Source organism: Cronobacter sp. JZ38 (assembly GCF_008932145.1).
Taxonomy (GTDB): Bacteria; Pseudomonadota; Gammaproteobacteria; order Enterobacterales; family Enterobacteriaceae; genus Cronobacter; species Cronobacter muytjensii.
This window is the reverse complement of record NZ_CP017662.1, coordinates 3,315,482-3,328,454: the sequence shown is the minus strand read 5'-3', so window position 1 is coordinate 3,328,454 and position 12,973 is coordinate 3,315,482. Positions and strand designations below refer to the sequence as shown.

Sequence of the window (12,973 nt, the reverse complement as noted above, 5' to 3'; positions counted from 1 at the left end):
TTCTGATGATCCAGAATATAAAAGAGTGAATTATTTTTTCAGATACCGTTTAAAACCGGCAATGCATCGCCGGTTTTTCAGGGCAGGCGGCGCCTTCTTTCTGATAAATACCGCTAATCAGAAGGGCGCCTGTCACGGGACGTGCTCAGGCAGCCCAGATCTCGCCGTGCAGGCGCACCAGTTCGGAGAGCGAGCCGCCGTCAGCGGTAAACTCGCGGACGCGATGCACGTCGCTGTCGTTGTTTTTCACGTAGCGGTGAATCGCCTCCAGCGCGCTGCTGGCGTTCAGCGGACGGGCGTAGCGCTCCAGTTTATCGAGCAGGCGCAGAATATCCTCGCCGAGGGTGCGCTGCTCGCCGGTACATACATCCGTCAGCGTACCGTCGAGACCATAGCGGCAGGCCTGGAAACGGTTGAACCGGTAAATCAGGTAATCCTCAGCTTTATGTTTATACGGCCGCTCTTCTAACAGCCAGTGTGAAAGCGCCTGAATAAAGCCGGCGATATTAATGGCGCGCTCCAGCGTCAGCGGCGTATCCATGACGCGCACCTCCACCGTGCCAAAGCCGGGGCTTGGGCGAATATCCCAGTGGAGATCTTTAATCGACTGCACCACGTGGGTGCCTTCAAGCCGCGCGTACATCTTCTCAAATTGCGTCCAGTCGGCGGCAAACGGCGCCGGGCCGTTGTCCGGGAACGCCGAGAAAATATTAAGCCGCGAGGAGGCGAAGCCGGTGTCCGAACCCTGCATATAGGGCGACGACGCCGAGAGCGCCACAAAATGCGGCACAAAACGCGAGAGTCCATGCAGCAGGTAAATCGCCTCTTCGCCGGTGCGGCAGCCGACATGCACATGCTGGCCAAACACGGTCGCCTGTTTAATCAGGTAACCGAACAGCTCCAGCGTGCGGGCGTAGCGCTCGCTGGCGCAAACCTCCTGGCGCTGCCATTTCTGGAACGGGTGCGTGCCGCCGCCGCTGATGACTAAATGGTGTTGCTGGGCGCAGGCCAGAATTTCACGCTGCATCGCGGCGAACTCCGCCGCGACCTGGTTGATATCACGACAGACGCCCGTCGCTATCTCCAGCATGCTCTCGGTGATGTCATGTTTGACCTCACCTGCGGTGATGCGGCTTTCCAGCGCGCTAATCAGCGTTGACGAATCCTGGCTTAAGTTATAGCCAGGCGGGCTGACGACCTGGAGCTCCAGCTCAACGCCCAGGGTGTAGGGCTCGGAAGCGGCGAAAGGTTTAAGCGGCATTGGAGGCTCTCTTATCCGTAATGGGTTCTGCTCCAAGTATAGTCACGCGACATCATTCAGTTGCGCATCGGCGGCTCGGATAACACTGAGTTCGTACACGCGTTTCCCCCCATAAATCAATGGCTATCTTCTGCACAGAAGGGCTGATATACCTTTTTATTAACAACACGCCGGGAGGAGAAAACGTGGCTTATTACAATCATTACGGCCAGCAGGTAGACGCGCCGCTGCCAGACTGGCAGGGCGCCCGCATGCCGGAGCGCGTGACGCTTGAGGGCCGCTACTGCACGCTGGCGCCGCTCAACGCAGACGCATATGCCGCGCAACTTTTCGCGGCATATCAGGAGGCCCCCGACGATCGCGACTGGACATGGCTTGCCAGCGATCGCCCCGACAGCGTCGCCCGGTGTCACGACTGGATAATGCAAAAAGTCATGGATCCGTCGCTGGTGCCGTTTGCCGTCATCGATAACGTTCGCGGCGAGGCGGTGGGGCTGGTCTGCTTTATGCGCATCGATAAAACCAACGGCGTGGTGGAAATCGGCCACGTCACCTGGTCGCCGCGCATGAAAAATCGCGTGACCGGCACCGAGGCGCTCTGGCTTCTGATGCGTGACGCCTTTGCGCGCGGCTTTCGTCGCGTGGAGTGGAAATGCGACTCCATGAACACCGCCTCGCGCCGCGCCGCCGAACGGCTCGGCTTTACATATGAAGGGCGTCTGCGTCAGATGATGGTGCGTAAGGGCCGCAACCGCGATTCCGAGTGGTTTTCGCTGCTGGACGGCGAATGGCCGCAGGCGGATGCCGCGCTCCGCGCCTGGCTTTCAGCGGAGAATTTCACCGCCGATGGCGTGCAGAAGCAGCCGTTAAGCCACTTTCGCAAGCTTTAAGCGACGCGCAGGAGCGTCAGGATCTGCTGCGCGTCCTGCTGCCAGTGCAGGGTAAAACACTGCCCCTGCGGGAAGGGGCCGAGCGCACAGGCAAGGCGCAGCGTCAGCCGGCTTTCCTCCAGCGCGACGACGCGCGCGCACGCAAAGCCAAACCAGTGGCCCACGTGCGGGAACAGCGCTTTAAAGAGGCTCTCTTTGGCGGAAAAGACCAGCGTCAGGGCGCTGGCGAAGGGCAGGGGCGTACGTTCAAGCAGCGTGCGCTCCTGCGCGTCGATAATCCCCGACGCCAGTTCCTCCGCCGTTGGGGACGCCATCACGGTTTCCACATCAAGCCCGATGCTGCCAGGCGTGGCGATAACCGTCGCCCAGGCGCGGTTACCCGTGTGCGTGATGCTGCCGGTAAAACCGGCGGGCCAGCGCGGCTCGCGGTGCGCGCCGATGCCGGGAACGCACGGCTTTGCGCCGGCGTCCCGTAGCGCCGCCACGGCGGCCATGCGGCCCGCCAGATGTTCCGCCTGACGCCGCACAACGGCGTTTTTAAGCGAGGCGTGGTGCGGCAGCCAGAGAAGATCGGCAGGCTGTAAAGTCTGCGGGGAGAAATCGACGCGCCAGACAGCGTGTCCGGCCACGTTAAAGGGGTGAGGGTCGTCTGCATAAAAAACGGGCGGGAGTCGCCTCCCGCCGTGGTCATCAGAAGTGGGTGTTGATGCCCATGAACCAGGTGCGTCCCGATTCGTTATAGGTTTCCGCTCCGGCGCCATACATCCAGGCGTTGGTTTTGGCGTTACCGGTGGTCTGGGCGTTACCGGCGCGCCAGTGACGCTTGTCGAAGACGTTATCGACGCCCGCGGTCAGGCTGACGTTTTTGGTCACATCCCAGGTGCCGCTCAGGCCGACGATGCTGTAAGGACTCACTTCGTTGGTGCCGCTGTCGCTTACGCGCTCGCCCTTGTAGTTATACATCTTCGGTTTCTGACGACCATACCAGGTCAGGGTGCTTTGCAGCGACAGATCGTCGCGCACCTGCCAGCTCAGCGTCGAGTTCAGCGTAAACTCCGGGATGATAGACAGGCGATCGCCGGTGGTTTTGTTTTTACTCTGCAACATCCAGGTCAGGTTGTTGCTCCACTGTACGGTATCGGTCACCGGCAGGTTCAGCGTGCCTTCCAGCCCTTCAACCACGGCTTTCGGCACGTTCTCCCACTGGTAGAGATCGGTTTTGCCGCTGATAGCCGTGACGCGCGAATAGCCCGCTTCGATTTTGTCGTGATAATCGTTACGGAACCAGGTCAGGCCCGCCTGATAACCCTCCTGCTTGTACTCCAGGCCAATCTCTTTATTGACGCTGGTTTCGGCCTTGAGATCGTCGTTACCCATCAGGTAGCAGCCGATATTGGTGGCGCTGGCGTAGCAGCCCTGGCCGCGGCTGTAGAGGATGTAGTTGTCGTTGGTCTGATACAGGCTCGGCGCTTTATAGGCGCGGGCGATGCCCATTTTCAGCGTCAGCGTGTCGGTCAGCGCCTGGGTGAGGTTCAGCGCCGGGCTCCAGTTGTTGCCAACGATAGTATGGTGATCGAAACGCAGCGACGGGGTCAGCGTGGTGCTGTCGGTCAGTTGCATGTTGTCTTCTGCGAACAGCGAGAAGATCTCCGCTTTAGCGTATGGGCTGCGGCCCGTTGTCTCGACGCCCGGAATCTCGCCGCCGCTGGTGGAGCCGGTCAGCGCCTGCGCGGTGGAAGTGCCGTCTTTCAGGCGCTGCTGATTCCACTCGGTGCCGACGGTCAGGTTCTGGTTCACCAGCCAGTCGAACGGAATGCTCACTTCGCTGTGCAGCAGCACGTCGCTCAGGTTGATATCCGAGAACTTCTCGCTGTTGAATAACCCTTCCAGACCGCCCGTGAGACCTTCGCCCAGGCGCGAGTTGCGGGTGTGCTCATACTGGGCGTAAGTGTTGGTGGTGACGCCGTTATCCCAGCCGCCGGTCCAGGTGACGGCGTAGTTCTGGCGATAAAGGCGGTTGGTTTCCTTGCCGTAGTATTTCTTCACCAGACCACTGGAGTTGTTGTCGTTGTTGGTGTTTTGGGTGTCGCCCGCGTAGAGGTTGCCCTGGCGGCTGTAGCCCGCTTCGAACTCCAGCGCCTGCATCGGCGCGAATTCCCAGCGAATCTGGCCGTTGATGTCTTTATTCACCACCCCTTCGCGCCCGGCGGGCAGGGTATCGGCGTAGCTGCCGGTGCGCAGCGATTCGTGCCCGGCGTTAATGTCCTGCGCGTCCGCCTGGGTTTTCGCCAGATTGCCGTAGAGGCGGAAGCTGACGCTGTCGCCAAGCGGCCCGGTCAGGCTGAAGTTAGTGCGTTTGGTGGCGCCTTCGGCTTTATGTTCCGGTACGTCGAAATAGCTGTCCCATGCGCCGTGCCATTCGTTGCTGCTGCGTTTGGTGATGATATTCACCACGCCGCCCGCCGCGCCGTTGCCGTAGCGCGCGGCGGCAGGGCCGCGCAGCACTTCGATGCGTTCTATCATCTCCGGCGGTACCCAGGCGGTATCGCCGCGGCTGTCGCGCTCGCCGCGCCAGCCCTGACGCACCGAGTTGCGGCTGCTCACCGGCTTGCCGTCAATCAGGATAAGCGTATTTTCCGGGCCCATGCCGCGGATATCTATCTGGCGGTTATTGCCGCGCTGGCCGCTGGTGGAGTTACCGGTCAGGTTGACGCCTGGCATGGTGCGGATGATTTCCGACACGTCGCGCGCGGGCGGGTTTTTGCGAATTTCGTCAGCGGTGATGGTGGAAACGCCAGGCGCCTGAAGGTTTTGCTGTGCGGCGGTAACCACAATTGTGTCGTCGTTTTCCGTTGCTTTGCCATCCACGGCGGCGGTGCTGTCCTGTGCCCAGGCGGGCAGCGCAACGCCATAAATCCCCATGTTTATCAGCATCGCCAGGGAGAGAGGGAGCTTTTTATTCATTTTGTATCCTGCTGTTTTCCGCAGCGGCCCGGAAGTCCTTCCCCAACGGGGCAGGGCGCGGCATGGAATTGCCAGGCTCGCCTTACGCAACAGACCGCTCATCCCGGAGCGGCAATGCGCAGAGGCCTGGTCGGGTTAATGTTTTAAGGGTGAAAGACGCGCTTCCCACAGCGCGCCAATACGCTATTGCAAATGCAAATAATTATCAATAATATTATCGACAAATTATCACGAGTTCCTTAAATTCATGATATTTATTAAAATTAATAAGGGGTTGGACGGTGGCGGTGCACGCAACGGGAAGTGAGGCCTGGTGGCAGGCAAAGCAGGCACAGGGCGTGCCGGAAATTTCCGGCGCGCAGCAGGGTAAATGCAGCGTCACCTTCTGGTGGCGCGATCCGGCGGGAGATGAAACCACCTCCGACGTGCAGCGTGTCTGGATCTACATCACCGGCATCACCGATCACCACAAACCCTCCGCGCCACAGTCGCTGACGCGCCTGCCTGGCACCGACGCCTGGTTCTGGCGCACAGCGCTGAGCGAGCACTGGCGCGGCAGCTACTGTTTTATCCCCTCGACGCGCCCGGATGATTTCGCCCCTGAAGCCTTCAGCGATACGCCCGCGCGCCATGCGCTGCGCGAAGGCTGGCGCAAATTACTGCCGCAGGCCCTGTCTGACCCGCTCAATCCGCACCACTGGCGCGGCGGTCGCGGCCATCCGGTCAGCGCGCTGCATCTGCCCGGCGCGCCCGCGCAGCCGGGCTGGGAAGAAGGCGAGGTGGCGTATACGCCCGCCGAAGAATTTCTCTGGCGCAGCGACCGGCTCGGCAATCAGCGCCGCGTCTGGCTTTTCACCACCGGCGGCAATGACGCCCCCGAGGCGCGCCCGCTCGCTATTCTGCTCGACGGCCAGTTCTGGGCGCATAGCCAGCCGGTCTGGCCTGCGCTTCAGCGGCTGACCGATCGCGGCGTGCTGCCGCCTGCCGTTTATCTGCTGGTGGATGTGATTGATACGGCGCACCGAAGCGAGGAGTTGCCCTGTAACGCCGTTTTCTGGGAGGCGCTGTGGGAGGAATTGCTGCCGCTGGCGCGAGCCAAAACCGCATGGCGCGACGCCCCGCAGACCACCGTCGTCGCCGGGCAGAGCTTCGGCGGCTTGTCGGCGCTCTACGCCGGGCTGCACTGGCCGCAACGTTTCGGCTGCGTGCTAAGCCAGTCCGGCTCGTTCTGGTGGCCGAAACGCGACGCGAACGGCGACGGCTGGCTGGTGGAAGCCCTGGCCGCAGGCCGCCTCGACCCGCGTCCGCTGCGCATTTTTCTTGAGGCGGGCCTTTATGAACCGCTCATTTTGCAGGCCAATCAGCGCTTGGTTTCCTTACTGCAACAGACACAGCAGCCGCTTTTCTGGCGTCAGGTTGACGGCGGACACGATGCGCTTTGCTGGCGCGGCGGGCTCACCGAAGGGCTGGCCGCGCTGTGGGGCAGCCCTCACGCCCCGGCGCGTTTTTAAAGACAGGAGTGAAGTATGGAATTCAGCAACCCCTTCGATAACCCGCAGGGCCGCTTCTGGCTGCTCGAAAACGACCAGCAGCAGTTAAGCCTCTGGCCGCAGGCGTGCGCGCTGCCGCCGGGCTGGCGCGTGGTGGCGCCGCCGCAAAGCCAGCAGGCGTGCGAGGCGTGGCTCGCACCACATGGCGCGGCGCTTCAGCCGACCCGTTTCGCGCATTCCGACGACAAGCGAGGTTAACGTGAAGGACGTAACCCTGACACCGGCGACGCACGCCGCCGCGCTGCCGCTGGTCGCGGCGCAGCCTGGCATCTGGATGGCAGAAAAACTCTCTGACCAGGTCAACGCCTGGAGCGTGGCGCACTATGTGGAGCTGAACGGCTCGCCCGATGCGCCGCTGCTGGCGCGCGCCATCGTCGCAGGCATGATGGAGGCGGATACGCTGCGCATGCGCTTTGACGAGCACGACGGCATCGTCTCCCAGCGTGTCGACCCCGATTTCACATTCGATACGCCCGCGATAATTGATTTGCGCCATGAAGCTTGCCCACAGGCAGCGGCGCTGGCGATGATGCGCGCCGATCTGGAGCAGGATTTGCGCGTCGCGAGCGGCAAACCGCTGGCGCACCATCAGCTGCTGCGCGTGGGCGACACGCGCTGGCTCTGGTATCAGCGCTATCACCATCTGGTGGTCGATGGCTTTAGTTTCACCGCCATTACCCGCCGTATCGCCGATATTTACCGCAGCTGGCATCGCGGCGAAGACCCCGGCCCGTCGCCGTTTGTCTCTTTTACCGAGGTGGTGGAGGAATACGCACGCTATCAGGCGTCGGACGCCTGCGCGCGCGATGCCGCTTTCTGGGCGCAGCAGGTGCGCGAGCTGCCGCCGCCGGCGACGCTTTCTGACAAACCGCTGAGCGGACACTCCTCCACCACGGCGCTTATCCGTCGTTCGCTGCGTTTTGACGACGCGCAGTTCGCCGCGCTGCTGGCGAAGGCTGACGGGCTCGCCGCGCCGGACATCGCGCTGGCGCTGGTTGCGCTGTGGCTCGGGCGTCTGAGCGGGCGTAATGACTACAGCGCCGGTTTCATTTTTATGCGCCGCATCGGCTCCGCCGCGCTGTGCGCCACCGGCCCGGTGCTCAATGTGCTGCCATGCCCGGTTCACATCGACCCGTCGCAGACGCTCGCGCAGTTTGCGGCAGGCTTCGCAAAGACGCTTAAAACGCTGCGCCGCCATCAGCGCTATGACGCCGAGCAGGTGCTGCGCGACAGCGGCAACGTGGCGCAGCAGACGCCGCTGTTCGGCCCGGTGCTGAATCTGAAAATGTTCGATTACCGGCTCGATTTCGACGGCGTCGAAGGTATCACGCATCAGCTCGCCTCAGGGCCGGTGAAGGATCTGGAAATCGCCCTTTATGTGGACGAACAGGGCGGCGTGACGCTGGAGCTGCTGGCCAATCAGCAGCGCTACGATGCCGCACAGATTGAGCGCCAGCTCGCCCGCCTGCCGCGTCTGCTGGCGCAGTTTGCGGCTGATCCTGAGCTTGCGTGCGCGCAGGCGGATCTGCTGGGTGAGGAGGATTATGCGCTGATTGAGCGCGTGAACCAGACCGCCATGCCGCTACCGCAGGAGACGCTCAGCAGTCTGCTGGACAAACAGGCCCTGGCGACGCCGCAGGCCGCCGCGCTGGCCGATGAACATTACGCGTTCACCTACCGCGAAATGCGCGAGCAGGTGCTCACACTCGCGGCGGAGCTGGTGCGTCGCGGGGTGGCGCCTGGCGATGTCGTGGCGGTCGCGCTGCCGCGCTCGGTATTTCTTTCGCTCACGCTCCAGGCCATTGTGGAAGCGGGCGCCGCCTGGCTGCCGCTCGATACCGGCTACCCGGACGATCGCCTGCGAATGATGCTGGAAGACGCGCGCCCGGCCATGCTTATCACCGCCGCGCAGGAGCAGGGCCGTTTTGCCGGTCTGGATCTGCCGGTGTTCTGCTATGAGGCGCCGCTGCCGGTGAACGCGCCGCAGCCGCTTGCCCGCTCGCGTCCGTCGCACACCGCGTATGTCATTTTCACCTCCGGCTCCACCGGACGTCCGAAGGGCGTGATGGTCGGCCAGACCGCCATCGTCAACCGGCTGTTATGGATGCAAAGCCACTACCCGCTCGGCGCGGATGATGTGGTGCTACAAAAGACGCCGTGTAGTTTTGACGTCTCGGTGTGGGAGTTTTTCTGGCCGCTTATCGTCGGCGCGCGGCTGGTGATGGCGCCGCCTGAGGCGCATCGCGACCCGCAGGCGCTACAGGCGCTGTTCGCGCGCTGGCGCGTGACGACGACGCACTTTGTGCCATCGATGCTGGCGGCGTTTGTCGGCGCGCTCGCCACGCCGCAGGCCGTTGATGCCTGCGCGTCGCTGCGTCAGGTGTTCTGTAGCGGCGAAGCGCTGCCGACCGGGCTATGCCGCGAGTGGGAGCGCCTGACCGCCGTTCCGCTGCATAACCTTTACGGCCCAACGGAAGCGGCCGTTGATGTGAGCTGGTATCCGGCTTTTGGCGAGACGCTCGCGAAGGTGGAAGGCCCGAGCGTGCCCATCGGTTTTCCGGTGTGGAATACCGGCCTGCGCATTCTGGACAGCGCTATGCGTCCGGTGCCGCCAGGTATGGCGGGGGACCTCTATCTCACCGGCATCCAGCTGGCCCAGGGCTATCTGGGCCGCCCTGATCTCACCGCCAGCCGCTTTATCGCCGACCCGTTCGCGCCAGGCGAGCGGATGTATCGCACCGGCGATGTGGCGCGCTGGCTTACGGACGGCGCGGTGGAATACCTCGGGCGCAGCGACGATCAGCTGAAAATTCGCGGCCAGCGCATCGAGCCTGGCGAGATTGACCGCGTCATGCAGAGCCTGCCGGACGTGGCGCAGGCCGTCACCCACGCCTGCGTACTGAACCAGAATGCCCGGACGGGGGGCGATGCGCGCCAGCTGGTGGGGTATCTGGTTTCCGCCTCCGGCGAGGCGCTGGATGTCGACGCGCTGCGCGCGCGCTTAAGCGCGCTTCTGCCCGCGCATATGGTGCCGGTAACGCTGATTCAGCTTCCCGCGCTACCGCTCAGCGCCAACGGCAAGCTGGATCGTAAAGCGCTACCGCTGCCGCAGCTCACCGCCCGTGCGCCAGGGCGACAGGCGGCGCCAGGCGTGGAAACGACGATCGCGCAGGCGTTTTCACAGCTTCTGGGCGTGGACGTGACCGACGCGCAGGCCGATTTCTTCGCGCTCGGCGGCCATTCGCTGCTGGCGATGCGGCTTGCGGCACAGCTTACGCGCGAGCTGGAGCGGCCGGTAACGGTCGGGCAAGTGATGATTGCGCCGACGGTGGAAAAACTCGCGGCGCAGGTAAACGCGGACCTGAGCGATGCGCAGGCGGAACAGGCGGGCTTCGACGCGGTGTTGCCGCTGCGCGATGGTACCGGGCCGACGCTTTATTGCTTCCACCCGGCGTCGGGTTTCGCCTGGCAATTCAGCGTGTTGCAGCGCTGGCTGTCGCCACGCTGGGCGATCACGGGCATTCAGTCGCCGCGCCCGGACGGCCCGATGCAGCAGTGCGCGTCGGTCGATGAAGTGTGCGATCGCCATCTCGCGACGCTTCGTGCGCTACAGCCGCACGGCCCGTACTGGCTGTTCGGTTATTCGCTTGGCGGCACCATCGCGCATGGCGTCGCCGCGCGCTTAAAGGCGGCGGGCGAAGAGGTGGCGTTCCTCGGCCTGCTCGACACCTGGCCGCCGGAAACCCAGAAATGGCAGGAAAAAGGCGAGCAGGAGCTCGACCCGGCAGTGCTGGCGGAGATTGAACGCGAGCGGGCGGCGTTTGTCAGCGCGCAGCAGGGGCAGGGCTCGACGCGGCTGTTTGAAACGATTGAAGGGAACTATGCTGACGCAGTGCGGCTGCTCTCGACCGCGCGCAGCACGCGCTTTGACGGCGATGCCACGCTGTTTGTCGCCGAACGCACCGTGACGCCGGGCCTCAACCCGCGCGACGCATGGGCACCCTGGACGCGCGCGTTAGAGGTGCATAACATCGATTGCGCGCATGTGGAGATAATCTCCCCATCCGCGTTCGAGGTAATAGGCCCGCTGCTGCGGGAAAGGCTGGATCAGGAGGCGGCGAAGGGCGATCTATAAGAGCGTTGATATCGTTCCGTTCGCCATCACGCCGCGTTTCTCTCTGCGCTTTTCTCACGCGAACGTGCAAAGGGGGCCCGCCTTCGCCCCCTTTGCCATCGCGGCTCCCGGCGGAACATCGGCCTGCGGGCCGATTTTTTTGAGCCGGAATACCACCGCTTTACCGCACCCGCCGTGGTTTTCCATCCAGGGAGGTGCGCTTCGCTTACTCACCCTGTAACAGAAACCGGGGCTGACCGTCTGGCGGGTAAGCGTTAGCGGCCCCGCCACTCATAACCGTCCGCCATCCGTAACCCCGTCATCCCCGGGCTTACGCGAGGCGCGGGTAACTTTCGGCGATGGGGCTGCCGGTGAAGTTCGCAATCCATCCTTCGGGATTATCGAAAATGCGGATCGCCGTGAAATGCGGCTGCGAGCCCATATCAAACCAGTGCGGCGTACCTGCCGGCACCGAGATCAAATCGTTTTTCTCGCATAACACCTGGTAGATTTTGTCGCCGATATGGAGGCAAAACAGCCCCGCGCCTTCGACGAAAAACCGCACTTCGTCTTCGCCGTGGGTATGTTCGTTGAGAAATTTGCCGCGCATCGCCTCTTTTTGCGGGTTATCGGCGCGCATGCTGATGACATCCCAGCTCTGATAGCCCTTTTCCGCCACCAGCCTGTCGATCGCATGTTGATAAGCGTTTAACACCGCCTCCGGCGTTGGGTTATCGCCGAGATCGCGGTCGGCCTGCCAGCGCTCGAACCGCACGCCCTGTGCGTTAAGCTGTTCGCGAATCGCCTCTGCATCGGTGCTCTGCCACAGCGGTTCGCGGGCATCATTATCGGCAAAAATCGTCAATGCGCTCATGTCGGGATCTGCTCCGGGTGGATGTCATCGAAACGGGAAACCTGGGGGTGGGTGCTTTGCGGATCCGGCTCGCCGCGAATCAGCTGAAGGGTTTTCCAGCCCGCCTCACGCGCGGCGTCCAGCTCTTCATGGATATCCGAGAGAAACAGCATCTGATGCACCGGCACGCCAGTTTTCATGGAGATATTGCGGTAGGACGACACCTGGCGTTTAGCGCCGACCTGGGTGTCGAAAAAGCCGCTCAGCAGCCCCGAAACGTCGCCTTCATCGCTGTAACTGAACAGCAGCTTTTGCGCCGGAACGGAGCCGGAAGAGTAGATGTAGATATCGATATCCTGATCGCTCCAGCGGCGCAGCGCGGGTACGACGTCCGGGTAGAGGTGGCCGGTGAAATCGCCATTTACATAACCTTCGCGCCAGATATGGCCCTGAATGGATTTCAGCGCCGGGGATTTACGATCTTCATCCATAAATTTGAAGAGGGTGTCAATCAGCTGATCGACTGACGCTGCCGGCTGGTGGATCTCGCCGCGCAGTTCGTTAAGCAGCAGATTCACCGGTTCGCGCTGCTCGCCTGAGCGGATAAAGCGCTCCAGACGCTCGCGCGCATACGGAAACAGGACGTTATGAACGAAGCGGATATCGGTCGTGGTGCCTTCAATATCGGTAACAATGGCGCGGATCATGCTCTCTCCAGCAGGCGTCGCTGCATTTCACATTCAAACAGGAATTCGAGCCCCTCCAGATGGCGACGCGCTTGCACGACATCTTCCCCCAGCAGGTCAGCCCGTGGCCGCGCAGCAAAAAACCGTAGCGCAGCGGAAACTGGCGGTGATGATGCGCAATGCGCTCCGCCAGAGCACCAATATCCTGATCGTTATCGAAAATGGCAACAGGCACGTCATCAAGATGGGTGGTTTGTCCGGCAAGCGATTTCTGCATCTCGTAACCGGTAAGGCGCAGCGTGTCGCTTTTCTCCACGCGGGAGAGCACCGTTGCGTTGACGGTATGCACATGCAGCACGCAGTTTGTCTCAGGGAAGAGGCGATAAATCAGGGTATGCAGGCCGGTCTCGGCGGAGGGTTTACGGCCAGACGGCGCGCGCGAGGTGGCGATTTCCACCTGTAAAAAATCGTCCGGCGTCAGGCTGCCTTTATCTTTGCCCGACTCGCTCAGCCAGCACCAGCGCGCGTCTTCACGCAGCGACATATTGCCGCCGGTGGCGGGCGCCCAGCCCTTTGCGCCGATCCAGTGGCAGGCCGCCACCAGTTGCTCCAGTTGGCTCTCTTTACTCATCGCATCCCCGCAGGCATATCGTTA

Annotated in this window: 9 protein-coding genes and 1 pseudogene; 4 read left to right on the top strand and 6 right to left on the bottom strand. The window is 62.5% G+C overall.

The genetic code is table 11. The features are described from left to right. Positions 1 to 145: 145 nt before the first annotated feature. Positions 146 to 1,261 carry a YbdK family carboxylate-amine ligase gene (locus BJP61_RS15815; RefSeq protein WP_038864220.1) on the bottom strand — a complete coding sequence of 372 codons (1,116 nt, stop codon included), beginning with the start codon at positions 1,259 to 1,261 and terminating at the stop codon, positions 146 to 148. Between the two features lie 185 nt (positions 1,262 to 1,446). On the opposite strand from BJP61_RS15815, the gene BJP61_RS15810 reads away from it, so the two are divergent. Further along, positions 1,447 to 2,151 carry a GNAT family protein gene (locus BJP61_RS15810; RefSeq protein WP_171998669.1) on the top strand — a complete coding sequence of 235 codons (705 nt, stop codon included), beginning with the start codon at positions 1,447 to 1,449 and terminating at the stop codon, positions 2,149 to 2,151. Here the strand turns inward: BJP61_RS15810 and entD are convergent. Together entD and BJP61_RS15800 are read right to left on the bottom strand one after the other, a co-directional pair. Then, positions 2,148 to 2,780: an enterobactin synthase subunit EntD gene (entD, locus tag BJP61_RS15805; protein WP_255485379.1), complete on the bottom strand. Its 633-nt coding sequence runs from the start codon at positions 2,778 to 2,780 to the stop codon at positions 2,148 to 2,150. The two genes, BJP61_RS15810 and entD, sit on opposite strands and share 4 nt — an antisense overlap. Positions 2,781 to 2,841: 61 nt before the next feature. Continuing rightward, complete coding sequence (locus BJP61_RS15800; protein WP_171998667.1) at positions 2,842 to 5,115, bottom strand: TonB-dependent siderophore receptor; 2,274 nt, start codon at positions 5,113 to 5,115, stop codon at positions 2,842 to 2,844. 281 nt (positions 5,116 to 5,396) lie between these two features. Here BJP61_RS15800 and fes point away from each other — a divergent pair, with 281 nt between their 5' ends. The 3 genes from fes (at position 5,397) to BJP61_RS15785 (ending at position 10,800) form a co-directional block, all read left to right on the top strand. Then, positions 5,397 to 6,626 carry an enterochelin esterase gene (fes, locus tag BJP61_RS15795; RefSeq protein WP_075192195.1) on the top strand — a complete coding sequence of 410 codons (1,230 nt, stop codon included), beginning with the start codon at positions 5,397 to 5,399 and terminating at the stop codon, positions 6,624 to 6,626. A 15-nt stretch (positions 6,627 to 6,641) separates the two neighbouring features. Further along, positions 6,642 to 6,863: an MbtH family NRPS accessory protein gene (locus BJP61_RS15790; RefSeq protein WP_038864215.1), complete on the top strand. Its 222-nt coding sequence runs from the start codon at positions 6,642 to 6,644 to the stop codon at positions 6,861 to 6,863. A 76-nt stretch (positions 6,864 to 6,939) separates the two neighbouring features. Continuing rightward, positions 6,940 to 10,800 carry an enterobactin synthase subunit F gene (locus BJP61_RS15785; RefSeq protein ID WP_255485536.1) on the top strand — a complete coding sequence of 1,287 codons (3,861 nt, stop codon included), beginning with the start codon at positions 6,940 to 6,942 and terminating at the stop codon, positions 10,798 to 10,800. 310 nt (positions 10,801 to 11,110) lie between these two features. On the opposite strand, the gene BJP61_RS15780 is transcribed toward BJP61_RS15785, so the two are convergent. The 3 genes and pseudogenes from BJP61_RS15780 to BJP61_RS15770 form a co-directional block, all read right to left on the bottom strand. Further along, the gene (locus BJP61_RS15780) at positions 11,111 to 11,653 is read right to left on the bottom strand and encodes an acireductone dioxygenase (RefSeq protein WP_161581119.1); all 543 of its coding nucleotides are present in this window, start codon (positions 11,651 to 11,653) and stop codon (positions 11,111 to 11,113) included. Beyond that, positions 11,650 to 12,339 (bottom strand): acireductone synthase, encoded by a 690-nt coding sequence (gene mtnC / locus BJP61_RS15775; protein ID WP_075192197.1) that lies wholly within the window; start codon positions 12,337 to 12,339, stop codon positions 11,650 to 11,652. Before mtnC ends, BJP61_RS15780 begins: the two co-directional genes overlap by 4 nt. After that, positions 12,336 to 12,949 (bottom strand): annotated as a pseudogene (locus BJP61_RS15770) (methylthioribulose 1-phosphate dehydratase). The gene mtnC and the pseudogene BJP61_RS15770 overlap by 4 nt, the downstream one beginning before the upstream one ends. Between the last annotated feature and the right edge of the window lie 24 nt (positions 12,950 to 12,973).